The organism is Fervidibacillus halotolerans, from assembly GCF_026547205.1.
Taxonomy (GTDB): domain Bacteria; phylum Bacillota; class Bacilli; order Bacillales; family Caldibacillaceae; genus Fervidibacillus; species Fervidibacillus halotolerans.
In genome coordinates this window covers 1,846,718-1,872,109 of sequence record NZ_CP106877.1, presented here as the reverse complement: position 1 = coordinate 1,872,109, position 25,392 = coordinate 1,846,718, and the positions used below count along the sequence as shown (strand labels likewise).

At 38.5% G+C, this 25,392-nt stretch carries 20 protein-coding genes, 1 pseudogene and 1 other annotated feature; of the genes and pseudogenes, 16 read left to right on the top strand and 5 right to left on the bottom strand.

Annotated elements, in window-relative coordinates; all coding sequences use genetic code 11:
• Nucleotides 1–80 precede the first annotated feature (80 nt).
• Nucleotides 81–419 (top strand): bacillithiol system redox-active protein YtxJ, encoded by a 339-nt coding sequence (gene ytxJ / locus OE105_RS08910; RefSeq protein WP_275419858.1) that lies wholly within the window; start codon nt 81–83, stop codon nt 417–419.
• 370 nt (nt 420–789) lie between these two features.
• Here ytxJ and OE105_RS08905 read toward each other — a convergent pair whose 3' ends face one another.
• On the bottom strand, nt 790–2,925 hold the full coding sequence (locus OE105_RS08905) for a cell division protein FtsA (RefSeq protein WP_275419857.1): 2,136 nt from the start codon (nt 2,923–2,925) through the stop codon (nt 790–792).
• A 171-nt stretch (nt 2,926–3,096) separates the two neighbouring features.
• Between OE105_RS08905 and OE105_RS08900 the strand changes: the two genes are divergently transcribed.
• The 4 genes from OE105_RS08900 to motS all read left to right on the top strand — a co-directional run bounded on the left by OE105_RS08900 (nt 3,097) and on the right by motS (nt 7,111).
• Nucleotides 3,097–4,158 (top strand): bifunctional 3-deoxy-7-phosphoheptulonate synthase/chorismate mutase, encoded by a 1,062-nt coding sequence (locus OE105_RS08900; protein ID WP_275419856.1) that lies wholly within the window; start codon nt 3,097–3,099, stop codon nt 4,156–4,158.
• A 311-nt stretch (nt 4,159–4,469) separates the two neighbouring features.
• Nucleotides 4,470–5,468, top strand: coding sequence for a catabolite control protein A (gene ccpA / locus OE105_RS08895; RefSeq protein ID WP_275419855.1), 999 nt, complete (start codon nt 4,470–4,472; stop codon nt 5,466–5,468).
• Nucleotides 5,469–5,527: 59 nt separating this feature from the next.
• Nucleotides 5,528–6,331 (top strand): flagellar motor protein MotP, encoded by an 804-nt coding sequence (motP, locus tag OE105_RS08890; protein WP_275419854.1) that lies wholly within the window; start codon nt 5,528–5,530, stop codon nt 6,329–6,331.
• The gene (motS, locus tag OE105_RS08885) at nt 6,332–7,111 is read left to right on the top strand and encodes a flagellar motor protein MotS (protein WP_275419853.1); all 780 of its coding nucleotides are present in this window, start codon (nt 6,332–6,334) and stop codon (nt 7,109–7,111) included. It abuts the gene before it with no gap.
• A 199-nt stretch (nt 7,112–7,310) separates the two neighbouring features.
• Here the strand turns inward: motS and OE105_RS08880 are convergent, their stop codons facing one another.
• The 3 genes from OE105_RS08880 to OE105_RS08870 form a co-directional block, all read right to left on the bottom strand.
• A complete protein-coding gene (locus OE105_RS08880) occupies nt 7,311–8,465 on the bottom strand; it encodes an acetoin utilization protein AcuC (RefSeq protein WP_275419852.1) in 1,155 nt (384 codons plus the stop codon).
• The gene (locus OE105_RS08875) at nt 8,458–9,108 is read right to left on the bottom strand and encodes an acetoin utilization AcuB family protein (RefSeq protein ID WP_275419851.1); all 651 of its coding nucleotides are present in this window, start codon (nt 9,106–9,108) and stop codon (nt 8,458–8,460) included. Before OE105_RS08875 ends, OE105_RS08880 begins: the two co-directional genes overlap by 8 nt.
• A gap of 81 nt (nt 9,109–9,189) precedes the next feature.
• Entirely contained in the window at nt 9,190–9,822 is a 633-nt protein-coding gene (locus OE105_RS08870) for a GNAT family N-acetyltransferase (RefSeq protein WP_275419850.1), read from the bottom strand.
• Nucleotides 9,823–9,977: 155 nt separating this feature from the next.
• On the opposite strand from OE105_RS08870, the gene acsA reads away from it, so the two are divergent.
• Entirely contained in the window at nt 9,978–11,693 is a 1,716-nt protein-coding gene (gene acsA, locus OE105_RS08865) for an acetate--CoA ligase (RefSeq protein ID WP_275419849.1), read from the top strand.
• A gap of 196 nt (nt 11,694–11,889) precedes the next feature.
• On the opposite strand, the gene OE105_RS08860 is transcribed toward acsA, so the two are convergent.
• Complete coding sequence (locus OE105_RS08860) at nt 11,890–14,748, bottom strand: transglycosylase domain-containing protein (RefSeq protein ID WP_275419848.1); 2,859 nt, start codon at nt 14,746–14,748, stop codon at nt 11,890–11,892.
• 294 nt (nt 14,749–15,042) lie between these two features.
• Nucleotides 15,043–15,261, top strand: a binding site (T-box leader).
• A 46-nt stretch (nt 15,262–15,307) separates the two neighbouring features.
• Here OE105_RS08860 and tyrS point away from each other — a divergent pair.
• The 10 genes and pseudogenes from tyrS (at nt 15,308) to OE105_RS08810 (ending at nt 25,383) form a co-directional block, all read left to right on the top strand.
• Nucleotides 15,308–16,570, top strand: a complete 1,263-nt coding sequence (gene tyrS, locus OE105_RS08855) for a tyrosine--tRNA ligase (RefSeq protein ID WP_275419847.1) — start codon at nt 15,308–15,310, stop codon at nt 16,568–16,570.
• Nucleotides 16,571–17,067: 497 nt separating this feature from the next.
• Nucleotides 17,068–17,682, top strand: a pseudogene (locus tag OE105_RS08850) (RNA-guided endonuclease InsQ/TnpB family protein); the annotation flags it as partial.
• A gap of 644 nt (nt 17,683–18,326) precedes the next feature.
• The gene (locus OE105_RS08845; protein ID WP_275419846.1) at nt 18,327–19,199 is read left to right on the top strand and encodes a DMT family transporter; all 873 of its coding nucleotides are present in this window, start codon (nt 18,327–18,329) and stop codon (nt 19,197–19,199) included.
• A gap of 115 nt (nt 19,200–19,314) precedes the next feature.
• The gene (locus OE105_RS08840) at nt 19,315–20,253 is read left to right on the top strand and encodes a DUF4349 domain-containing protein (protein WP_275419845.1); all 939 of its coding nucleotides are present in this window, start codon (nt 19,315–19,317) and stop codon (nt 20,251–20,253) included.
• A 350-nt stretch (nt 20,254–20,603) separates the two neighbouring features.
• Entirely contained in the window at nt 20,604–20,927 is a 324-nt protein-coding gene (locus tag OE105_RS08835; protein ID WP_275419844.1) for a hypothetical protein, read from the top strand.
• Nucleotides 20,914–22,860 carry a V-type ATP synthase subunit I gene (locus OE105_RS08830; RefSeq protein ID WP_275419842.1) on the top strand — a complete coding sequence of 649 codons (1,947 nt, stop codon included), beginning with the start codon at nt 20,914–20,916 and terminating at the stop codon, nt 22,858–22,860. Before OE105_RS08835 ends, OE105_RS08830 begins: the two co-directional genes overlap by 14 nt.
• A gap of 29 nt (nt 22,861–22,889) precedes the next feature.
• Complete coding sequence (locus OE105_RS08825) at nt 22,890–23,369, top strand: V-type ATP synthase subunit K (RefSeq protein WP_275419841.1); 480 nt, start codon at nt 22,890–22,892, stop codon at nt 23,367–23,369.
• Between the two features lie 142 nt (nt 23,370–23,511).
• Nucleotides 23,512–24,069 (top strand): V-type ATP synthase subunit E, encoded by a 558-nt coding sequence (locus OE105_RS08820; RefSeq protein ID WP_275419840.1) that lies wholly within the window; start codon nt 23,512–23,514, stop codon nt 24,067–24,069.
• Nucleotides 24,070–24,080: 11 nt separating this feature from the next.
• Nucleotides 24,081–25,082, top strand: coding sequence for a V-type ATP synthase subunit C (locus tag OE105_RS08815; protein WP_275419839.1), 1,002 nt, complete (start codon nt 24,081–24,083; stop codon nt 25,080–25,082).
• The gene (locus OE105_RS08810; RefSeq protein WP_275419838.1) at nt 25,075–25,383 is read left to right on the top strand and encodes a V-type ATP synthase subunit F; all 309 of its coding nucleotides are present in this window, start codon (nt 25,075–25,077) and stop codon (nt 25,381–25,383) included. The genes OE105_RS08815 and OE105_RS08810 overlap by 8 nt, the downstream gene beginning before the upstream one ends.
• The last annotated feature ends 9 nt before the right edge of the window (nt 25,384–25,392 follow it).

Sequence of the window (25,392 nt, the reverse complement as noted above, 5' to 3'; positions counted from 1 at the left end):
AAAAGGACCATGCCGTAGATAAGGGGTATTGTAAGTATGCGATGTTACGAAAAAGGGGTTTAAAAGGGAGGAAATGGGTAATGGAAAAATTAGAACAGCCGAGGGATTTCGACTCGATTCTTCAAAATAACCAGTCCTTTTTATTATTTAAACATAGTTTAACCTGTCCGATTAGTAACAATGCTTTTCTGGAATTTCAACAATTTACGGAATCTAATCCAGAGTTTTCCGCCTATTATTTAGCGGTTCAAGAAAGCCGTCCATTGTCGAATTATATCGCTGACTATTTTTCCATCAAACATGAAACACCTCAAATATTTTATATTCATAACGGTGAGGTTAAGTGGCATGCCTCCCATTGGAACATTCGGAAGGAAGAAATCGACCGAGTGTTGCAAGAAGAATTGGATTCGGTATAAAGCATTCGTTTTTCAAAATAATGGATAAGAAAAGGCAAGTGGAGAAAAGGATGAATTTCTCTACTTGCCATTTTTATGCAGTGGTTGCTCTCTATCTTCACGGGGCTGCCCAAAAAGCATAGCCCATTCCATGAAATGAGCATGATGAATTTCGGTGGCGGCGCTTTTCTCGGGCAACGACCTCAGCCTCCTCGACTCACAAACTCCTCTAGGGGGGCTTCGTACTGTTTCTGCTAGGGTCGCCGCTACTTTCCCTTTCATTGGGGATAGTCCCCTTTTAAAATCATTTGAGAGGGAATAGCGTACGCTTGTGATCCGTTCGGATGGATAAACTTTTTTTACGGGTAATTTTTTTCTTTTAAGGGGAAAGTTATGTTTCCCACTTAATTTCCAACTGATCGCCTGCTTCTAAGGGATCAAAAAATGTCGCTTCTTTTCCGTTACGTAACATTTTATATTTACCGGATGCCTCCTTTGGAATTTGAAAATCAACGAATCGGAACACATCTTGAAAAATAAACGGGGAAAATTTTTCCCTTTCAATCGTTATTTGATCCCCTGGAGAGACGATTTCATCCGATGACAATTCTTTCCCGTCCCGATAGATTTTCGTTAATTTTTTGGTCAAGTTAACAGGTTGTCCGTTAAAGGTTATCGGTAATGTTTCTTCAGCCATCCATCCTTTTTGTTCGATCAGTTGTTCAACGGTTGGACGTTCCCCATTTATTATTTGAATATCATCCCCGCTTGTGACTGGATCGTTTGGTGAGACTTCCATTCCGTTTTTTAGAATTTTCCTAGAGAATGCGGGTATTTCCTCCCTTTTTCCATTGACCGTAATGACGAATGTACCGTTCGATTTTAATAGTTTAGGATGAAAATGGGTAATAAGATCGGCAATTGTTTTCTTTTCTTCCCATTCGATTTGATCCCGGTCTTTTATTTCGTAGTTCGGTGCCACCGATTGACCATTCACTTTCACATTCGGTTCGTAAAAATACGACTGCCCATTGATTGTGACCGTTAATTTCTCATTTTTGATGAATTCTTCGATTGTTACGGCAGTTGATTGACCGTCTTTTCCCTTTTGAGCAATAATTCGATCCCCATCTTCAACCGAATCATCGATGGAACATACAATTCCATTCTTTTTTAAAATTGGCGGCATTCCGAGGGTTCCTGAAATCGTCCGTGCTTTTCCATTGACCGTAATTATTTTGGCCAATCCGGGTTTCCCGTATAATTGACTTATTTTTATCCCCGCTTGGACTATACACTCTCCGACGGTTAAAGGTTTGAATTCAAAGGTTCGGATAGGAATATTATTGACAAAAACGGTTTTATACCGAATGGGATTTTTCTTCGCTGTTATGGCAATTCCAAGGGGTGTGACGAATTCAGGTCCTAGGTTCATTTCTTCTTCGATGACAAGGTTACCAATGGCCTTTACGTCTCGGACTGCGACTCGATTTTTCGGCAATTGTAATCGATCGGCCAGTCGTTCTGATAGTAAAGGAGTTAAACTACCTCCACCGACAAGCATAACCGCTTTTGGCGATTTAAATGAATTCAATTGTAAAATTTCATTGGAAATTTGTTCTGCAACATGATCGATGGCTGGTAACATTTTTTCAACCATTTCTTCGTATTCAACGGTTTGTTCAAATCCTAAAATGTCCGTAAATGTTACCGGATCTCCTTTGACAAGTTGCCGTTTCGCTTGCTCAGCCAACGGAAAATCTAATAAGAATTGATCGCTGATGGCTTCGGTCATTTCGTCTCCGGCAACTGGTACCATCCCGTAATTAATAATCGTACCTTCATCGGTTATGGCAATATCTGATGTTCCTGCACCGATATCTACAAGGCCGACATTTAAACGACGCATCGTCTGCGGAATTAAAACGTCGATGGCGGCAATCGGTTCTAGCGTAAGGGCGGCGATTTCTAAGCCACACCGATTTAATGCTGCTGTTAAAGAATCGATAACGATTTTCGGAAGGAAAGTTGCGATAATTTCAATTTTTGCTTCTGATCCGGTTTGGTCTAATAAATTACCGATGATTTCTCCGTCTAAATAATAATATAAAACTGAATAGCCAACACAAAAATAATTCGTTTTTACATTTCGATATTTTTCAATAATTTGTTCCTCTGCTTTTTGAACCGCCATTAATTCGAGATGAAGAATGTCTTCCCGCTTCAGTCTTCTACCTTCAATATTCATTGAAACCGTTGTTCTTTCTGTTTTTAATGAACGGCCAGCTGCTGCCACATACACTTGTTGAAGGGGGCCGTAGGATGTTTCCAATTCTTCTTTCACTTGTTGGATTAAATTCGCCACAGAGATGACATCGTGAATTTGACCGTCTAGCATCGCCCGTTCTTTATGTTCTTTTAGGATCACTTTTTTCACAATATGATGACTATCTTTTTCTTCTAATAGGATACCTACGATCGATCTTGTTCCAATATCTAGTGCAAAAATAAAATTATTCTCTTCCAATCTTTACACCTTCTTTTTTAAAAAATGGCATAAATTTGTATGTTTCGTGACAATATGCCTTTCATCTTCTATAATTAAATAATGATTGCTTATCCCTTTCATCCTATTTGCAATTTATCATATTTTTTTCTCGATATAAAGTAGAGTTTTCCCTTTTAAGGAGATGTGAAAATGACGAAGGAAAGAATGGAACAATTACGGGAGCAAATCGATGAGATTAATTTTAAAATACTCGAATTGATGAACGAAAGGGGATATTTAGCAAAGGAGATCGGAGAATTAAAAAAATCCCAAGGTATGAATCGATATGATCCTGTTCGTGAAAGAAAGATGCTCGACCGTTTGATTCAACATAACGATGGACCTTTCGATGATGCTACGATCGAACATATTTTCAAAGAAATTTTTAAAGCTTCTTTAGAGTTACAAGAAATCGAACAGCAAAAAACGTTGCTCGTGTCGAGAAAAAATAAAAAAGAGAATACAGTGATTAATATTAAAGGTGAAAACATTGGTGATGAAAATCCCCATTTTATTTTCGGTCCTTGCTCGGTGGAATCGTATGAACAAACCCGTGCAGTTGCAAAAAGCGTGAAGGAAAAAGGATTGAAACTTTTTAGAGGTGGCGCTTTCAAGCCGAGAACTTCCCCCTATGATTTTCAAGGCTTAGGTTGGGACGGGCTAAAAATATTAAAGGAGATCGCAGAAGAATTTGATTTAGCTGTTGTCAGTGAAATCGTTCATCCTTCCCATATTGAAAGAGCCCTCGACTATGTTGATGTGATTCAAATTGGAGCGAGAAATATGCAAAATTTTGAACTATTGAAAGAAGCGGGAAGGGTTAAAAAGCCGGTCCTACTAAAACGTGGGATGAGCGCGACGATCGAAGAATTTATGTTGGCTGCCGAATACATCGTTTCACAAGGAAATGAGGAAATCATTTTATGTGAACGGGGAATACGTACTTATGAACGGGCGACGAGAAATACCCTCGATATAACATCCGTTCCAATTTTGAAAAAGGAAACCCATCTTCCGGTGATCGTTGATGTAACCCATTCGACGGGAAGAAGGGATTTATTACTGCCAGCAGCAAAGGCTGCCCTTGCCATCGGCGCAGACGGAATTATGGCAGAAGTCCATCCGGATCCAGCTGTTGCACTATCTGATGCAAGGCAGCAAATGGACCTCGGTCAATTCGATATGTTTTTCAAAGAGATTGTTGAGAAGTAAAGTACATTGGCTAGTCAAAATAATTAAAGGATTTTTTGACAAATGTTTGTATTTTATCATTCAATATTGTGCTATAATTATCAATAATCCCTTTTGTTCTTTAATGAACAGAAGGGTTTTTTTCAAAAATTCCTGATCGGGATTTGGACATACTTGAAAGGAATGATTTGTTATAGAGAAGTAAAGCATGGGAATGAAAAATAATGGATTGCGAAAAATCTGTTTTTTAGCGTATGATAAACGTAGAAACTTTATTTGAACGTAAAAAGGAGAAAAAATAGCGTATATTTTATTAAAGGAGTTGTGAATTTATGAACGTTACAATTTACGATGTGGCAAGGGAAGCAAATGTTTCCATGGCGACTGTATCCCGAGTGGTAAATGGAAATCCAAATGTGAAACCAGCAACAAGAAAAAAGGTATTAGAGGTAATTGAGCGATTAGGCTACCGTCCAAATGCTGTTGCAAGGGGATTGGCCAGTAAAAGAACGACGACCGTCGGGGTGATTATCCCTGATATTTCCAGCATCTATTTTGCGGAACTGGCCCGAGGCATTGAGGATGTGGCGACGATGTATAATTACAATATTATTTTATCCAACTCGGATCAAAATGAAGAAAAGGAACTTCACTTATTAAATACGATGTTAGGAAAGCAAGTGGATGGTATTTTATTCATGGGCGGTAATATTACAAATAAGCTCGTTGAAGAATTTGAAAAATCACCTGTGCCGGTTGTCTTAGCAAGTTCGATTGAAGAAAGTGGAAAAATTCCTTCCGTTAATATCGATTATGAACAAGCAGCGTATGATGTGACGAAATATTTTATCGAACAAGGTCATAAACGAATCGCTTATGTTATCGGTCCAATTTATGAACCAATTAATCGGTTAAAAAATTTAGCAGGATATAAAAAGGCATTGGAAGAAGCTGAAATTGCAGTTGATGAAGCATTGATTATTGAGGGTGATTATACGTACGAGTCGGGTATGGAAGCATTAGAAAAATTGCTTCAATTGGAAGAAAAGCCTACTGCTATATACGTAAGCAATGATGAAATGGCAGTCGGTGTGACCCATGGATTGCAGGATAAAGGTTACGACATTCCGAATGATTTTGAAATCATTTCTGCCCATACAACAAGACTTGCCAATATGGTTCGTCCCCAATTAAGTGCAGTCGTCCAACCGCTTTATGATATCGGTGCTGTAGCAATGAGATTGTTAACGAAATATATGAATAAAGAAGAAGTAACGGAACATGTCGTCATTCTCCCCCATCGAATTGAGTTTCGGAACTCAACAAAATAAAAATCATGTCGATATAAAGGAAGAGAGATAATTCCTTAAATGAAAACGGGAGAGAGAGAATGAAAAGGCTTGATAGTTTTACACCAATTGGTCTGTTACTCGGAATTTTAACATTTTCCTTCGGCGTAATTTCGAAAAATGGTGTCAGCGGATTCCTACAATTTATCGACATCCCATCGATGATTATCGTATTCGGAGGATTAACTGCTGCGATGTTCATCAGTTTTCCTCCTAAAGAAATGAAGCAGATTTTCATCGTCATTAAACAAGCATTTTCCAAAGAAGAGGATAATTTGCCTCAATTAATCGATCTGTTCGTCCGTCTATCGGATCGGGCGAGAAGGGAAGGACTGCTTGCATTAGAAGCGGAAATGGAAGAAGTGGATGATCCGTTTATAAAAAAAGGAATTTTACTTGCTATCGACGGTGTCGAAAGTGATACAATCGTTGACATTATGAAAGCCGAAATTTCTGCCATGGAAGAAAGGCATAGTAAAGGCCGAAGTTTATTGGAAAGGGCCGGCGAATTTGCTCCCGCATGGGGGATGTTAGGTACGTTGATCGGATTGATTCTTATGTTAGAAGATTTGAATAATCCGGCAACGTTAGGTCCGAGTATGGCAATTGCCTTGACGACCACTTTGTATGGATCTTTGTTGGCCAATCTCATTTTCTTGCCGTTAGCTTCAAAACTCGGCATGAAAACGGAAAAAGAAGTTTTCTTGAAACAAGTGATTATTGAAGGGGTTATAGGAGTTCAATCGGGACAAAATCCAAAATTATTAGAAGAAAAATTAAGTGCCTTTTTGTCTTACGGTGAAATCGAAGAAAGAGAACGGAATGCCGAGAAGGAGGCATTCTAGATGAAAAAATATGAAAAGAAACAAAAACCATCTAAAAAGGGAGCCCCTTTTTGGATGGTTACCTATTCCGACATGATTACGTTAGTTTTAGTCTTCTTCGTTATGCTCTTTTCCATGTCCCAAATCGACATGCAGAAGTTTAAAGCGATTGCCGAATCGTTCCGCGACCGTTCCATATTTGAGTTTTATCCGAGTTCGATCCCATTTGAAAATCCGGGTTCTGCAGATGATGCCTTCGATTTTTATGACGATGAAGATAAAGATGAAAATGACGCTACTTCAGGTGAAAGGGATGCGAGTTTAAATGCCCTTTTAACGGAAGTATCGAATTTTATCGAGGAAAGTGGCTTAACGGAGGTCGTTGTTGCAACGAGGACAGAAAGGGGAGTAGTGGTCGTTTTACCGGAACAGGTTCTTTTTAATACGGGAGAAGCGATCATATTAGATACGGCTAAAGATTTTCTCGACCGGGTCGCTGAATTATTAAAAAAAATTCCAAACATTGTAAAGGTGGAAGGACATACGGATAACCGACCGATCCATACCGTTCGATATCCTTCCAACTGGGAACTCTCCACCGCGAGAGCTAGTAGTGTTATTCGTTATTTCATTGACGAACATCAATTGGATCCGGATCGTTTTATTGCGACTGGTTATGCGGATACTCGTCCGATTGCACCGAATGACGGACCGGAAAATTGGCAAAAAAATCGTCGCGTGGAAATTGTTATCATGGATCCTAGTTACGATGGCGACGGAGATGTGGAAGTAAACGAATAAACGAAAAAGGGGGCTGTCTAAAAGTACAGTCCCTTTCTTATATACGTTTAAAATTGTCAACGGATCAAACAATTTTGCTCAGGCACCGATTTGTTTTGGTGACTGATTCCAATCTCATTAAGCTGTTGCAGTCAAATGGTTTTAATCCGTATATTGCCACTGCATTGCGGAAACTCCAAATTTAGAATCTCCCTTCCGTTCAACCCTTTAATATTTGTAAAGCTTTTTCCACCGTAATCCGATTTTTTTCTTCTATTTCCGATTTACGGGGAATGGGAGGATAAAGATTTTCCGGATCATCCCAAGTTTCTGGAAGTGAAACAGGAGACCGATTCCCCCATTTTTCTAACCATCGTTTCGGAAGAGTTCCCGTAGCCTTCTCAACTTGTCCTGTCATCTCCAACCAAAGCAATGCCCATGCCCTAGGAACTACACGCCATATATCATAGCCACCTCCACCTAATGCAATCCAGCGTCCTTCAGAATATTGATGGGCGAGTTCGTGGGCAAGTTTTGGAACTTCCCGATAAATCCGGATCGTCGTAGCCAAATGGGTTAAAGGATCATAATAATGGGCATCAGCACCGTTTTGAGTTAGGATGACATCCGGTTGAAAGAAGCGGGCAATTTCGGAGACTGTTTTTCTATAGGCAAACAGGAAAGAGTCATCCTCTGTAAACGCATCCAATGGAATGTTATAAGAATAACCGTAACCTTGTCCGTGCCCCCGTTCGTATATATTTCCCGTACCAGGAAATAAGTATCGACCGGTTTCGTGGATGGAGACGGTACAAACATTCGGATCATCGTAAAAGGTCCATTGGACACCGTCCCCGTGATGGGCATCCGTATCAATATATAGAACCTTTGCATCATATTTTTTTCGAATGTATTGGATAGCTACGGAACAATCATTATAAATGCAAAAGCCGGATGCCTTTCCTCGAAAACCGTGATGGAGCCCACCCCCTAAATGGAGGGCGTGTTTTCCTTGTTGTTCCATAACAAAATCGACTGCAGTTAACGTTCCACCGACAACAATAGCACTTGCTTCATGCATGTTCGGGAAAATAGGCGTGTCTTCTGTACCGAGTCCGAAATTTTCAGCTTGTTCAATCGATAATTTTCCCTTTCCAGCCTTTTTTACCGCCTCAATGTAGGTAGGATCGTGGACGAGCAGTAACTCTTCATCAGTCGCCATCCGAGGTAATATCATTTGACTCGACGAAAGAGCACCGATTTCCTTTAATAAGTCGATCGTTAATTCAATTCTTTTTTGATCAAAGGGATGACCTTGGCGAAATTTATAGTTTAACAAATTATTTGAAAATACAAAGGCGATTTTGTCATCCATTGTGATACCCCGATAAATTTGGCCACAAAATTTCGTATTGGTGCTCTTTCAACGCATTAATAATCGGATTCGGATTAATCGTACCTAGTCGAAGTACAATAATTTTTGATTGAGCTTTCATTTTATCCGGATAGATGAGAACGCTTAAAACGTTCGTGTGAAAATGGCGAATTTGTTGTAAAATATCAGCTAATGTTCCGGGTTTGTTCGGCACGCGAATTTCGATTTGCGTGCCAGGTTGATTCGTTCCCGTTAACTCAACGAATGTTTTTAATACGTCGGTTTGGGTAATAATGCCAACGAGTTTTTCTTTCTTTACAACCGGAAGGGAGCCGATTCGATGTTTATAAAATGTAGCTGCCACCTCTTCGACAAAATCGAGAGGGTGGGCGGTAATGACATCCGTTGTCATAATTGTTTCCAATGGTTTATTGAGAAACTCTTTTTGTTTATCGATACAAAAAATGGATGGGACAGCTGAACGAATATCCCGATCAGTGACAATACCGATTAATGTTTTAGTCCGATCTACAATTGGCAAGTGTCGAATTTTCTTTTCTTTCATTAAATCGACAGCATTTTTGATGGAGTCTTCCTTTTTCAGCGTAATGACATCCGTTACCATCATTTCCTCAACTAGCATTCTTTTTCCCCCTTGTTGTTTCGATTGACCGAAGAAAATTCTCACCCGTTCCGTATTTTCTATCCAATGGAAATAGATTTATTAGTACATATATCGATTCATAAATCGTAACCGATCAAATTTTTCGATCGACTCTTGATCAACCCTTTTTCCGATTCTTGCCATTAGGCAGTTGGCTGGATGGGAACAAATTTCCGGATCATCGGTGGCAAACCAAACGAGGCCACCAGCGTTCATCATTTTTTCCATGACTTTCCGATACTCCCATACTGTTAAACCTGTCCCTTTTAAATCCCAGTGCCAATAATATTCTGTTGTAATAATTATATAGTCTTCCATTGCGTCATCCATCATCGATACCGTTAATAGTTGTTTCCCTACTTGATGTCCACGGTAAGGTGGTGCGACTTCAATGGCTCCTAATTCTAATAAATTATCCATTTTTCCTTCTGACCATCTTTCCAATGGGTCGGGATAGAGAAAGGTAATGTAGCCGATTACCGTGTCTCCATCTCTAGCGATAATGATTCTTCCTTCTTCAAGATGGGCAATACCAATCAACGCCTTTTTTTGTTGTTGGGGAGGACGAAAGGCAACTAATCCTTCATGGAAAGCATATTTTTCTAACTTTTCAGGTGGTACAGGTCCTTCGATAATTAAAGTTTTATCTTTGATCGGCCACTCGATTTGATGATACGTTTTTTTATGTTTCAATCCTTCACCTCCTAATAAACAACTAGAACGGTTAAAGCAATGATAACGTTTTTTATTCATTTCTAGTTGAGAAGTTTTTTGCATATAAAAAAATTGAATATTACTATATTTCATACTATAATATGAAACATAAATTACGACAAGGGGGATTTCCTATGATATTGGAAGCGCTATCACCAATCAAAGGGGATTATCATCTGCAAAATTACGAAGAAACGTATCAAAATTTTCGATGGGAGGAAGCGGAGAAAAACTTTTCTTGGTATCAATCAGGGAAGGTCAATATGGGATATGAGGCGGTCGATCGACATGCTGAAGGCTTTCGGAAAAATAAAGTCGCCTTATATTATCGAAGTAACGATCGTTTAGAAAAGTATACCTTTAAAGAACTGAAAGAATGGTCGAATAAAGTGGGAAATGTTTTTAAGGAATATGGGGTGAAAAAAGGAGATCGTCTTTTTGTATTTATGCCTCGATCACCAGAATTGTATTTTGCTATTTTAGGCGGTGTAAAAATTGGTGCGATCGTAGGTCCTTTGTTTGAGGCGTTTATGGAGGGAGCCGTTCGGGATCGTCTATTGGATAGTGGAGCTGAATATTTAGTAACGACTCCAGAATTATTACAGCGAGTACCGGAGAAGGACTTACCGGATTTAAAGACGATATTCATAGTAGGGAAAGATGTCCAAGAGAAGGAAAAGTATGTGGATTTTAATAAAAGGGTAGAGAAGGCAAGCAAAAATTTGGACATCGTGTGGGTCGATCGGGAAGACGGTCTCATTCTACATTATACGTCTGGATCTACCGGGAAACCAAAGGGTGTTTTACATATCCATAATGCGATGATTCAACAGTATATGACAGCGAAATGGGTTCTCGATTTAAAAGAGGAGGATATTTATTGGTGTACAGCAGATCCAGGCTGGGTAACCGGTACATCTTATGGAATCTTTGGTCCGTGGCTTGTCGGTGCGACGAATGTCGTTATTGGTGGTCGGTTTAGTCCGGAGAATTGGTATAAAGCGCTCGAAGATTTTGGTGTCACCGTTTGGTACAGTGCGCCGACGGCATTTCGGATGTTAATGGGTGCAGGAGATGAAATCGTTAATCGATATGATTTAACATCCCTACGGCACATTTTAAGTGTCGGTGAACCGTTGAATCCGGAGGTCATCCGTTGGGGAATGAAGGTTTTCGGTCTTCGGATTCACGATACGTGGTGGATGACAGAAACGGGAGCACATATCGTTTGCAACTATCCGAGCATGGAAATTCGTCCAGGCTCGATGGGAAAACCGATTCCAGGTGTGGAAGTGGCAATCGTTGATAATCAAGGCAAGGAGCTTCCACCGTATCAAATGGGAAATTTGGCGATAAAAAAAGGTTGGCCATCGATGATGAGACAAATTTGGAATAATCCAGAAAAATATGCCTCTTATTTTCTTCCGAACGGATGGTATATTTCCGGGGATTCCGCTTATATGGATGAAGACGGTTATTTTTGGTTCCAAGGTCGAATTGACGATGTGATTTTGACTTCCGGAGAACGGGTTGGTCCCTTTGAAGTGGAAAGTAAGTTAGTAGAACATCCTGCAGTAGCAGAAGCAGGAATTATTGGGAAACCGGATCCAATACGAGGAGAGATTATAAAGGCGTTTATCTCGTTAAGGGATGGATATGAGCCGAGTGAACAATTAAAAGAGGAGATTCAAGCGTTTGTGAAAAAGGGATTAGCAGCCCATGCCGCACCGCGAGAAATTGAGTTTCTTGATAAATTACCGAAAACTCGAAGTGGAAAAATTATGCGTAGAGTATTGAAATCGTGGGAGTTAGGATTACCGACAGGAGATTTATCCATGATGGAAGACTGATTGTCATAAACATCTTAATTCAGTACAACACACTGATGGATGTTTATCGCGATACATCCTTTTGTGAAATTGTTAAATGTGTATGAAATGGAAGGAAGCGATATGAAAAAAAGGAGCGACTCCAACATATAAGGAGTGCTCCTTTTTCCATTCAATAAAAACGTATTATATACAGCCCTAGATATGGATTAATTTTTTAAGATTCGTAATTTACTCCAGAATCGGTCGGTTCTTCGGGGGAATCATCTGAATTGTCATCCGAATCATCGGAATGATCCGTTTCATCTTCCCCATCTTCTTGGTCTGTCGGCGGTTGTTCGATGATAGTTCCATATTGAATAATATTGGATAACTCTGACTCATTTCCTGCAATATCAACCGCTGTGACAGCGTAGAAACCAGTGGCAGAAAGTTTGAAAGATAAGGATTCACCTGCGATGATACTTCCAATTTGTTCTATTTGATCCCCTTGAATTCGATACACCCGATAGCCGATTACGTCTTTTTCTCCATGTTTCGACCATTTGATTCCATTACTTGATAATGCAATTTTTATTGGGGCGGGATTTTTTCCGTTTTCTTCAATCTTGGCACTCGGTACGATAATCTGATTCCATTTCGAATTGTTTGGAATTAATTGTTCGTACTCATCTTCTTTTAATTGGGGCGCAATTTCTTTAATGAAATCTGGATTTAATATAAAACCAGATTTGGCAAATTCATCAGGTGTTGAGTTCAATGCTAAATAATTTTTGTCTTCAATCGTTACGTATTTTCCTTCGATTAGGCTGTTGTCCGTTTCTGTCGGTACGTATTTTGCAATGAAATAGTCCGATTGAACGAGTCCGGCTTTTGAACATGCTTCCGATGGCAATAAACCGGAAACGCCGCAATACGTACGTTTAACGATTCCACCCGGCATTTGGAAACGATCCTTTGGTCCAATAATGTTCGGATCCACATCATATGTGGCGTTCATTAATTGGGCCCACAGTTTCAAATGAATAGAACCGCTTGTAATGGTTTTTGGTGTCGAATATCCCATCCAGATTCCCATCGTTATGTTCGGATTTAAGCCGACAAACCAAATATCCCGCGTTTCTTGGGACGTTCCCGTTTTTCCTGCAAAATCAGCAGAAAATTTTAAATAGCCAGGTATTGCCCGTGCTGTACCGTTTCTTACGACATTTCGCATCATATCGACTGTTAGATAAGCGGATTGTGGAGAGAATACTTCCACCGGCTTACTTTCATGTTCATAGATGACATTTCCATCCCGATCTTCGATCTTATCAATCATATATGCATCGATAAATTGACCACCGTTTCCAAATGTGGCAAAGGCGTTTGTGTTTTCTTCTACGGAAACCCCATTAGCTGTGGACCCTAGCGCAGCCGATGGATTTTCATAATCACTAGGAACTAAGCGAGTTATCCCCATTTTTTCCAAATATTTCACAGGGTTATTTTGAGCAATTTCATTAAATAAATACACCGCTGAAACGTTATGTGAATGGGTTAATGCCTCACGTGCAGAAGTAAGCCCGTAATATTTTTTCGCATAGTTTTGTGGCCAAGGTCTACCATCGACACGAATCCCTAAATCGACGTCAGTTAACACAGTTCCCGGTGCAGCCAATCCCATATCGATCGCTGGTCCGTATACAACGAGAGGTTTCATCGATGAACCGTTATGTCGATACGCCTGAGTTGCGTGATTTAGTTGATTATCATAAAAGTCCCGTCCTCCGACAAAACTAATAATCTTCCCTGTTGCATTATCGATGAGCATTGCCCCGACTTCCAGCTTTTCATATACAGTTTCCATTTTTCCGGTTTCTTCATTCTTTTTTTGTTCCGGTTTATCCGGACCATAATTTTTGAAATTTGCGACGACTTTTTGGAATTGTTCATAAATATCTTTATGAATGGTCGTATAAATTTTATATCCGTTTTGCCTTAAATTGCGTATAGCTAAGGCCTCGTACCGTTCGTATAAAATCTCGCTATTTTCTACATCTTCTTTCGTGTATCCGTCTTTTTCGTACAATTGTTGCATTAAAATATTAATTGCTTGCCGTTCACTTTCCATCATTAAGTACGGATATTTTTCCATCGGTGTTTCAACCGAATCGATAAAATCCTTCACAATATCATATTCGAGGGCTTCATCGTATACTTTTTTGGAAATAAAGCCGTTTTCATACATCCGTTTTAAAACCGTTTTTTGCCGATTCAGACCCGGTTCTAATCCTTCTTCACTTTTCACTTCTCCATCTCGAGTAAAAGGGGTGTATCCATTAGGACTTTGCGGGAGACCAGCAATATATGCTGCCTGTGGCAAGTTCAAGTCCTTTGCGTCTACACCGAATATTCCCTTTGCAGCTGCTTGTACGCCTGCGATATTTTGTCCCGAAGAATTCCTTCCAAATGAAGAGACGTTAATATACGCTTCCAAAATTTCATCTTTATCAAAAAAATTTTCAAGACGGAGAGCCAATAAAATTTCCTTCGCTTTTCGTTCAAAGGATACTTCGTTTGTTAATATTTGGTTTTTGATTAATTGTTGAGTGAGCGTGCTTCCTCCAGATTGAACGGGAGCGTTGGTCACTTCTTGAAACAAAGCCCTAAGTACAGCTTTCGGGACGACACCGTTATGATGTTCGAAGTTTTCATCCTCCGTGGCGATTACCGCATTCAAGAAATATTCTGATACATCTTCAAGTTTCACTTCTTCTCGAACGATGTCAGACCGAAGATACCCAGCAAATTCCCCATTAGCAAAATATAATTCCGATGGTTCCTCGTAATTATAAATATCTTTTCGCATCTCGTCATAGGGGCGCGGATACTCATCTTTAACTAAAGAAGCAAAGTAACCTGCACCGACGCCAACTCCTAAAGCGAATAACAATACGCCGGAAATGAGAAAAATTAAAATGAGATTCCAAACGACAGAATATGTTATCCGAAAGGCTTTAGCTGCTTTTTTGCTGAAAATGGTATCCTTCATAGGCTTGATTATATCCAAAAACTTGTCGAAATGCTTTTTCATTAACATACCTCCTAAAATCAAATTCATTATAGCATAAATGAAAACGTAAGAAAGCTTTTTTTAAATGAGTCTGGGAGAAAATAAGGTGTCAAAAGTAAGAAGGGATAGGTAAAATGATTGTAGGAAAAATTGACCTCTTCCTTTAGGGAGTGATTCATTTGCCCTTCTAAAAGGAAGGGGATACTGAGGGATCGTGTGGTAAGAGAAGGATGATTCATGAAAATGGGGATACTCTTTGCAATCCTTAATTGACAAAAGGAAAGAATGTGCTAAAATATCAATAACAATTGAAAAGAAATGGCAATGACAGGATTTAGTAGCCTTTCCATCCCTGTTTTTAGAGAGCCGATGGTTGGTGGGAATCGGTACACATGGAGAAGGTGAATTACGTCCTTGAGCTCCCATTGGGAACGTCGAACGACTAGTAGCTATGGGCGGGTGACCGTTAAATCTATTAAGTGACGGAATGCTTTTCCGTAAGTAGGGTGGTACCGCGAGTAAATCGTCCCTTCGATTGTCATCGAAGGGTTTTTTTAATGGAAAAAAGGAGTGATGTCTTATGGATTTATTACAGGATTTAGAGTTTCGTGGGTTAATTAACCAAGTGACAGATCAAGAAGGATTAGAAAATCTTTTATCGAAGGAAAAAATTAAGCTTTATTGTGGAGTGGATCCGACAGGTGACAGTATGCATATCGGCCATCTTTTACCGATACTCGTTCTCCGACGATTTCAAATGGCAGGTCACCAACCCATTGCCTTAGTCGGAGGGGCGACCGGGTTAATCGGGGACCCAAGTGGAAAAAAACAAGAGCGGACCTTAAACTCTGTGGAAGTTGTCGCCGAATGGAGCGAAAAAATCAAACGACAATTATCCCATCTTCTCGATTTTGACACGACAGAAAATCCTGCAATCATTGCAAACAACTATGATTGGACGAATAAAATTGATTTAATCACTTTTTTACGGGATTATGGGAAACATTTCGGAATAAACTATATGCTGGCCAAAGATTCGGTTCAATCTCGGATTGAAGTAGGCATATCATTTACAGAATTTGCCTATATGATCCTTCAATCAATCGACTTTTTAAAGCTGTATGAGACTGAAAATTGTCGCCTACAAATTGGTGGAAGTGACCAATGGGGAAATATTACCGCTGGCCTTGAACTTATTCGAAAAGTGAAAGGTGATTCGAATACGGCTTATGGACTAACCGTTCCCCTTGTTACGAAGGCAGATGGCACGAAATTTGGAAAAACGGAAGGTGGAGCGATTTGGCTCGATCCGGAAAAAACGTCCCCTTATGAGTTTTATCAATTTTGGATTAATACAGATGACCGGGACGTAATCCAATACTTGAAATATTTCACCTTCCTTTCCCACGAGGAAATTTTGGAATTGGAAAAAGCGACGAAGGAAACCCCAGAGAAACGCATGGCACAGCGGGCGTTAGCAGAATCCGTTACGAAGCTTGTCCACGGGGAGGAAGCACTAAACCAAGCTATTCGAATTACAGAAGCTTTATTTAGTGGAAATATTAAAGAGTTAACCGCTGATGAAATCAAACAAGGATTTAAAGATGTTCCGTCCTTTACGGCAACTCCAGAACTTACGAATTTAGTCGAGTTACTCGTTCAAGCAAAAATCACCCCTTCAAAACGACAAGCGAGGGAAGACATTCAAAATGGTGCTATTTACATCAACGGAGACAGGATTACGGATATTCAATATGTAATTTCCGATTCAGATAAAATCGAAGGCCAATTTTCAATCATTCGTAGAGGAAAGAAAAAATACTTTTTAATCAAACATGTGTAATAAAATATTACGACATAGGAATTCTCTCCTTTGTATAAGGTTGGCACAAACCAACTATATATATAGGAGGGGATTTTTTATGAAGGATGAAATATGACTCTGTTCCAATATACGAATTAAGTGGAAAAAAGTATTTCGATGGTGAAATTCGTTTATGGGAGGAAATGTTATGTACTTTATTATTAAGGGTGTAGCTATAAAATAATTTTCTATAAAAGGAAGCCTTTTCTTTTTTTCGTTGTTCATTCAATGGCTGTTTAGGACCCCGTTTTACTTACAGTGAAAAACGTGAGTTGGGTAAACGAGTTATGTTTGTATAACTTGAGATGAAAAGAAATGTTTATGACGATGAATTTTACTAGGATCAGAGTCTAAACTTCTTATTAGACATTTAAGATGAAATGAATAGAACATAAGATACAGACGCTGGTCGATTTCGTCGATTAAATAATTGAACAAAGGAAATAGTGTTCATTTTTTATTTCATTCGATTTTGCCTTCTTACAGAGTACGAACATCATCCTGTATCAAAAGAAGTGCAAACGGTTGTTGGCTTAGATTTTTCCATGAACACGTTGTATGTCGATAGCGAGGGTAAGAGAGCCAATTATCCTCGATTCTATCGGCAAGCCTTAGAAAAACTAACCCGAGAGCAACGGGTGCTGTCACGCCGCAGGAAAGGTTCCAACCGTTGGCACAAACAGCGTCTGAAAGTAGCCAAGTTGCACGAAAAAATTGCGAATCAACGAAAAGACTTTCTGCATAAGGAGTCGCACAAATTAGCGAAACTTTATGATTGCGTGGTCATCGAAGACCTCAACATGAAAGGGATGTCACAAGCCCTCCATTTCGGTCAAAGCGTTCATGACAACGGCTGGGGCATGTTCACCTCTTTCCTTCAGTACAAATTGGAAGAACAGGGGAAGAAACTGATCAAAATCGACAAATGGTTCCCCTCATCCAAAACGTGTTCGTGTTGCGGTCAAGTCAGGGAGTCTCTATCGCTTTCTGAGCGTACATTCCGCTGTGAATGTGGATTCGAGAGCGACAGGGACGTCAATGCAGCAATCAATATCAAACATGAGGGCATGAAACGATTAGCGATAGCCTAACTTGTCCTCGAACCGTGGGGCACACGGGGATCGCTCGGTCAACTTTCCATCATGAGATGGGATTACCCGAGAAGCCCCCACCTCTAAGCGAAGCGTAGGTGGTGGGAGTATGTCACATGCTGAATGATCGGTCAACCATTGTCGAATTTTGAGACTGACAAACTATAATGACACAGTTACCAAATTTATTTATCCTATAAAGTTTCTTTTATTGTTTCTTTCTTTAGTAACCCTATTTTTCCTAATAAAAAAATGACTATATGGAAGAGTTAGTAATTTATGGATTGTACTTTAATGGGTCCCATATGCGGTGGTATTTATGCGACTATTTATCCTATTCTTTCATTAACGAATGAGGGGGATGATCTGGGTCCTATATTTGTTTTTATTAAGATCTTTGAGTTTTTCTTATATCAAATTTTCCTACTCCTAACGATTTTGTTTTCCAATGCATTTGCGAATACGAATAAAGGAGTATGAAAACAATTGTTCGTTCATTTTCTAATGTTGTTTTTCTCATACCTTTCATTCATGCGATTTCATTTTAGGACATATCCGTATTATAAAAAAATAATTTCTAATTTCACTAGGACAAGAGAACCGATTGTTATCGCGTTTTGTTTATAAGCTATTGGAGGACGATGATGAGGGATAAATTTATTTTTATTTTCGTAATGTTAATTTTTGGAAGTATTGGTATTTTTGTTAAGCAAATTGAACTATCATCTGGCACGATAGCATTTTTCAGAGGTGTAATCGGAAGTCTGTTTTTGATTGTGGCTAGTTTTACAATGAATCGTTCTGTAACTTTCAAAGTAGGGAAATGGAATCGCTTCTTACTATTTATATCCGGTGCCGCCCTCGGTTTAAATTGGATTTTCTTATTTGAATCCTATCGTTATACAACCATTACGAATGCTACCTTAAGTTATTATTTTGCTCCTGTTTTCGTGATGATTTTGGCTCCTTTTCTGTTAAAGGAAAAAATGGTGTGGCAAAATTGGGTCGGTTTGATGGCTGCCATCGTCGGTTTATTGTTCGTTTTAAATCCAGGAAATGAATCGCCAATTGGAGAATTTCATCATCCACTTGGTATTTTTTATGGCTTGCTTGCAGCTACATTGTATGCATCAGTAATTATAATCAATAAATTTTTACGAGGATTATCTGCTTTTGAAACGACCGTAAATCAATTACTGATTGCTACGATGATCCTTTTTCCTTACGTGTTTTTTACTGAAGGATTCCACGTTACAGGACTAGATATTCGATCGATTTTTTTTCTTATAATAATAGGTATCGTTCATACCGGTATAGCGTATGTCCTTTATTTTCCAACTGTGAAGAAATTAAGGAGTCAAACTGTCGCTCTTTTTAGTTATATTGATCCGATTTCTGCAGTTATTATGTCCTCTCTTATATTAGGCGAATGGTTAAGTTTCAACCAATTCATCGGAGGAATATTCATTTTAGGATCGACATTTTTTAATGACGTTCCCAAAAAAGATCGTTTGTAGTTGTTTAACGATTCGTCACTAGGGAATTATGATAAAAAAGAAGAAAAGATGTAACCCTTTTCTTCCCAGTTTCGTCAAAAAAGTCGACTATATTATGGAAGGCGGGTCGGTAGGAATGAAAAAACAGGCTATTTTTGCATTCATCATTTGTTTTACCTTCATTCTGTTTGGATGTAGCCATGAAAGCAAATCTGAAGGGGGACAAGTAGGAATTGATTCGGGAGATCCTTCAATTGGAGAAGAATTTAATCAAAGGAATGATCAGGAAGTCGACTATGACGAACCTGTTGAAGAGGATGGCGCATATGCGGATGAAGTAGAAAAAGTGCCCGATGAAGGCAATATAAGTAATCTGAATCGAAAAATCATTTATACTGCTTATCTGGAAATTGAAGTAAAGGATTACGAACAGGCCTTTGACGAAATTTCCAGGCACGCTACGAATAACGGTGGATACGTGGTAGAATCATCCATGTCTGCAACAACAAATAATCAGATGAAAGGTCAGGTAACAGTAAGAATTCCCCAAGAGCATTTCCAAACATTTCTCGATCAAGTGAAAAACGTAAGCAATAAAGTGAAAAAGAGTTCTGTCCAAGGTCAAGATGTAACGGAGGAATATATCGATTTAGAATCCCGTCTTAAATCGAAACGAATCGTGGAAGACCGCCTTCTAAATTTTATGGAAAATGCTGAGAAAACAACCGATTTACTGGCTATTTCAAAAGATTTAGCAGAAGTTCAAGAAGAAATCGAATCGATCATCGGAAGGATGAATTATTTAAAAAATCGTGCGGATTTGGCAACAGTGACGATTTTTATGTCGGAAAAAAGTGTACAAATTTCATCCAAACTTAATACTTGGGAACAAACGAAAGATCAATTTAAGAAAAGCGTCAACTTTCTTTTAAACACATTTTCTACCATAATCGTCTTTGTGATCGGGGGGTTACCTATCCTCTTTTTCGTTGGAATTATTGGAATTGGAATCTACCTCATCGTGAAAAAAAGAATCAAACATAAAAAGGGTGGGCCAAAGGAACCGGAACCTTGACCCACGCCACGGGTGATTTCCCGGTAGCTCCTTGTAACGACCGTCGAAATTGTGTAAAATAAATATATAGAAATTTTTGTTAAATTTGTAACAAATTATATAATTTTCACACTATACTCCAACAATGATTCCTACATTTTAAAAATAACTTCTCATCTGTTTTATTATTAATACAAACAGTAAATTCACTTCCATGAACAACAAAAATCTCTCGGTTTTTTTAAAAGAAAACGCTTACGTAAATGACACGAATTATTGTTCAAAAAATCACATATCTCACACCCATTGATACAAACGTTCTGGAATTACAATACACTCGATCAATTGCTTTTGAAAGGAAGGTGGATTCGATGAACGGAGCAATTGAAAAAATAAAACAAGCGGAGGATGAGGCGAAGGGAATTATAGAAGAATCGGAAATTCTTGCAAATGAAATCATCTTAGAAGCAGAAAAGTTGGCTGAAAAGGCATATGAAAATGTGCTAGAAGCAAAAAGGAAAGAGGCCGAAGCAATCATTGAAGAGAAAAGGGAAGAAGGAAAGTCTGCTGCTCGGACGATTATGGAAGATGGTAAGAAACAAGCCGATGAATTAAAAATTGCTGCTGAAAAAAAACTAAATTCAGCAATCGATTATATTATTGAGAGGATTGTTTATAAAAATGGCAATCGTTGAAATGAATAAATTCACCCTGTTTGTATTTTCGGAAACAAGAGAAGATTTGCTTCGGGAACTTCAACGATTCAAGTATGTTCATTTTCTAGATTTAAAAGAAAATGAAAAAATTAAAGAATGGGGGCTTACGGGAATCGATGTGGAAGATGCCCTAGAAGTTGTCGATGATGATCTTCATAAACTGATGTTTTCCATTAATGAGTTAAACAAATATACAAATCGCCAAAACATATTTCAAAAAGTTAAAAATGGATCACCGTCATTATCCTTTGAAGAATTAGGAAAAAGGGCAATTACGATCGATTTCCTATCCTTTTATAAACAAGTGAGAAAACTCGTTAGTCAAAAAGAACATATCCTTTATAAACAAAATCAAATTAAGGCAAAAATAGAGTTGCTAACTCCTTGGATTCCGTTACATGTGCCGGTCGAACTTCTTTATTCGATCAAAACGTGCGATGTCATTACCGGTAGAATACCGAAACGATTTCAAAAAAAGGTTGAACTGCAACTAGCCTCCTCCCAATATACGTATTTTTCAATAATCGGAGAAGATCAAGATTTCGCTTACCTTTTATCCATTTCCGACCGATCGGAAACTGAACATATTCGAAAAATATTGAAGGCCCATGAATTTACACGGATAACATTAATCGGATCGGAGGAACCGAAAGAAACGATTGTCAAATTAAAAAAAGATTTTCAAGAAGAACAAAAACGGCTTGCCGATTTGAAAAATCAATTTCAACAGCTTACGGAAAAGTTAACGGATTTGGAAATCGTCTATGAATATTATCAATTGAAAAAAATGCGATTAACTGCCACAAAAAATTACGTACGTACTGATTATTTCAATATTATTGAAGGATATATTCCGAAAAAATTAGCGGATGATTTTCAAAAACGAATTGAACAAAAATGTGGGGATGATTATTATTTAGAAATGCGGGAAGCGGGAAAAAATGATCCAAATGTACCGATCTTATTAGAAAATTCCCGATTTGCCCGATCCTTTGAATCATTGACTGCAATGTATGCCCTTCCAAAGTATGGAGAAATCGATCCGACACCTTTGTTTTCTATTTTCTATCTGATTTTTTTTGGAATGATGGTGGCTGATATCGGTTACGGATTGATTTTGCTCGTAGGAACGTTCGGGGCATTAAAATTATTAAAACTAACTCAACAGCAAAAAAATTTTCTACAATTTTTCTATTACTTAAGTTATTCCACCATTTTTTGGGGAATCGTGTATGGATCCTTTTTTGGTGATTTGATTCCGTTACCATCCTTAATCAATATGGAAGAACAATACAACTTATTGCTCGTTTTATCTATCGCCTTTGGGATCATGCATATTTTCTTTGCATTAGGAGTTCGAGGTTATTTAGCCATTAAAAATGGAAGGTTACTGGATGCAATATTTGACGCAGGTTTTTGGTTTTTAGCGTTAGGAGGCGGAATTGCCTTTGTCGCTTCTCTTTTTCTTTCTGTTCCGCCAAGTATCGAAAAAACGGGTCTAGTTATGATGGTAATCGGGATGATTGGAATATTATTCACCGGTGGAAGAAACAGTAAAAGTATCGGTGGAAAAATAGGTGGTGGACTTTATACGTTGTACGGTATTTCCGGTTATGTCGGAGACTTTGTGTCTTATTCAAGATTGATGGCTCTTGGCTTGTCCAGCGCTTTTATCGCATCGGCAATTAATATGATGGTCGGAATGTTATTTAAGATGGGAATCATTGGCATAATTTTCGGCTTGATTGTGTTTGTCGTTGGTCAAGCTTTTAATATCTTTTTAAGTTTATTAGGGAGTTATGTGCACACTATTCGTTTAACATATGTAGAATTCTTCGGGAAATTTTACGAAGGTGGCGGAAAGGCGTTTCAAACATTCCGTAGCGATTCAAAATATATTCATATTAAATAAATAAACGAGAATATAGGGAGGAAGAAACGATGAATTTTGCAGAGATTTTCGTCAATTTCGGCGGTGTCGTATTCGGAGGTTTAGGAGTAGCTTTAGCCGTGATTATGCCTGGTATTGGTTCAGCTCGCGGCGTTGGTCTTGTCGGGGAAGCGACCTCCGGATTAATGATTGAAGAACCGGAAAAATTCGGAAAATCATTGCTTTTGGAATTGTTACCAGGTACCCAAGGTCTATACGGGTTCGTTATCGCCCTTTTGGCTATGGGACAACTCTATTCAACAATGGAAATAGCTCATGGATTATTTATTTTAATGGCATGTTTACCCATCGCCTTTGTCGGATGGAAATCGGCCATTTTTCAAGGAAAAGTGGCTGCTGCAGGAGTTTCCATTTTAGCAAAAAATGAACAACAAACGACAAAAGGGATCATTTTTTCCGTAATGGTTGAAACATACGCACTATTAGCATTCGTTCTTTCATTAATTTTACTTAATTCTGTAACTTTCTAATCGAAAATGGAAAATTTGTCTTGTTCAATCCCATCCCGATTATGGCTCTTATAAAAATGGCTAGCTGGAAGGATATCAAAAATAACATATGATAACAGTAAATTCGCTTGTAAAATAACCATTACGCAAGGATGTGAAGAAATTGGCGAATCTGGATAATTTAATTCAAAAAATCATCACGGACGCCAAAAGGGAAGCAAATAGAAATTTGGAAGAAGCGAGTCGAAAGAAAGAAGAAATCATTCAAAAAAAGAAATTGAAAGCAGAAGAAGTCGGAGAAAAATGGATTCAACGGGCAGAAAGAGAAGGAAATATGGAAAAGGACCGCTTGATTTCCAATGCCCATATTCAAGTAAGAGACCAGCTTCTCATTGTAAAACGGGATTTCATCGATCGTGTTTTTTCCTTGGCGAAAGAGAAGCTAATCCGAATGGATAATCGGGAATATGTTTTATTTTTACAAAACCATTTGAAAGATGTGCAGTTAACGGGAAAGGAAGTACTCGTCATACCGGAAGATAAACGGGATGTGGTAAAAGATTTAGGTCTTTCGGTCATTGTATCAGACGAAGAATCCGTTGAGTCCGGCTTTCTTTTGAGAAGTGAACAATTTATTATGAACCATTCCGTCGATTTCCTCTTGGAATATGATCGGGATGAACTGGAGCTGGAAGTTGCCCAGATATTGTTCAATGACTAGGAGTGAGTTTGATGGATCGATTGGACTTTACCCAAGGGGTTGTTCGAACTAGGGTGCTGGAAAAAAAGCTCCTTACCTTTGGTACATTGGAACGGTTAATTGATGCTGGTACGATGGATGAAGCGATGAAAATATTAAAAGAGACGGACTATGGTTCTTCTTTTTCCCTTTTAACGGAAAATAATGATTTTGAAACAATCCTTTTTGCCGAACTGAAACGATCATTTCAAATAATGGACGATGTTTCGCCGGATTCATCGATCGTCAATCTGTTAAGACTAAAATACGATTATCATAATTTGAAAGTTCTTTTAAAGGAAATTATTTTAGATAAAGATTTCTCCCATTTGTATTTACCAATTGGAACAATGGATATAAAACAGATCAAAACGTTTATTTTGAATGAAAATCTCCAAGATGTCGATCCACCCGTTCGTGCAGCGATTGTGGAAGTTTTGACCGATTATAAAATCACTCGGGATCCACAACGTATCGGGATCATACTCGATCGATTATATATTTATCATTTTTTGAAAATAATTGAAGCAATCAAATCGCCCCTTTTTATCGAATATGCTAAGGCAATGATTGATTTTATTAATGTTCGTACCCTTATTCGAGTAAAAAGGCAAAAAAAAGATCGGAAATTTTTAGAAGAAGTGCTTTTGTCAAAGGGAAACATTGAAAAAGAAAAATTTCTCCATTCCTTTACCGATTCAATCGATCAGATCATCCGAAATTTTCGAAATGAAAAAATAGCAAAGGGTTTGATTCCTGCCTTACAGTCTTATAAAGAGACCAATCGGTTTGAAGATTTTGAAAAGGAAATGGATAATTATTTGATAAAGTTAATTCGAGAAGCAAAACATATTCATTTTGGTCCTGAACCAATTTTTGCTTATCTTTTGGCAAAGGAAACGGAAATGAAAAATTTACGGATCATCCTCGTTTCCAAAGCCAATGAAATCCCACCTCAAATGGTGAGGAAAAGGATGCGTGAGAGTTATGTATAAAATTGCGGTGATCGGTGATAAACATTCCATATTGGCATTTAAGGCGTTAGGAATCGACGTATTTGCCCCAACGGATGCTATGGATGCAAGAAAAACAGTCGATCGTTTAGCAAAAGAAGGCTACGCGATCATATTTATTACGGAAAAATTAGCATCTTTCATACCGGATACAATCCGAAGATATGATCAACTGTATAAACCAGCCGTAATTCTTATTCCGAACAGTCAAGGAACATTAAATCTCGGTATGGAGCGGATTAGTGAATATGCAGAAAAGGCAGTAGGAACAAAACTACTATAAAAGGAGTAG

Coding starts and splice junctions, on each gene's coding strand:
- ytxJ (WP_275419858.1), top strand. CDS start 81: ATGGAAAAATTAGAACAGCCGAGGGATTTCGACTCGATTCTTCAAAAT.
- OE105_RS08900 (WP_275419856.1), top strand. CDS start 3,097: ATGACGAAGGAAAGAATGGAACAATTACGGGAGCAAATCGATGAGATT.
- ccpA (WP_275419855.1), top strand. CDS start 4,470: ATGAACGTTACAATTTACGATGTGGCAAGGGAAGCAAATGTTTCCATG.
- motP (WP_275419854.1), top strand. CDS start 5,528: ATGAAAAGGCTTGATAGTTTTACACCAATTGGTCTGTTACTCGGAATT.
- motS (WP_275419853.1), top strand. CDS start 6,332: ATGAAAAAATATGAAAAGAAACAAAAACCATCTAAAAAGGGAGCCCCT.
- OE105_RS08880 (WP_275419852.1), bottom strand. CDS start 8,465: ATGGATGACAAAATCGCCTTTGTATTTTCAAATAATTTGTTAAACTAT.
- OE105_RS08875 (WP_275419851.1), bottom strand. CDS start 9,108: ATGCTAGTTGAGGAAATGATGGTAACGGATGTCATTACGCTGAAAAAG.
- acsA (WP_275419849.1), top strand. CDS start 9,978: ATGATATTGGAAGCGCTATCACCAATCAAAGGGGATTATCATCTGCAA.
- OE105_RS08860 (WP_275419848.1), bottom strand. CDS start 14,748: ATGAAAAAGCATTTCGACAAGTTTTTGGATATAATCAAGCCTATGAAG.
- tyrS (WP_275419847.1), top strand. CDS start 15,308: ATGGATTTATTACAGGATTTAGAGTTTCGTGGGTTAATTAACCAAGTG.
- OE105_RS08845 (WP_275419846.1), top strand. CDS start 18,327: ATGAGGGATAAATTTATTTTTATTTTCGTAATGTTAATTTTTGGAAGT.
- OE105_RS08840 (WP_275419845.1), top strand. CDS start 19,315: ATGAAAAAACAGGCTATTTTTGCATTCATCATTTGTTTTACCTTCATT.
- OE105_RS08835 (WP_275419844.1), top strand. CDS start 20,604: ATGAACGGAGCAATTGAAAAAATAAAACAAGCGGAGGATGAGGCGAAG.
- OE105_RS08830 (WP_275419842.1), top strand. CDS start 20,914: ATGGCAATCGTTGAAATGAATAAATTCACCCTGTTTGTATTTTCGGAA.
- OE105_RS08825 (WP_275419841.1), top strand. CDS start 22,890: ATGAATTTTGCAGAGATTTTCGTCAATTTCGGCGGTGTCGTATTCGGA.
- OE105_RS08815 (WP_275419839.1), top strand. CDS start 24,081: ATGGATCGATTGGACTTTACCCAAGGGGTTGTTCGAACTAGGGTGCTG.
- OE105_RS08810 (WP_275419838.1), top strand. CDS start 25,075: ATGTATAAAATTGCGGTGATCGGTGATAAACATTCCATATTGGCATTT.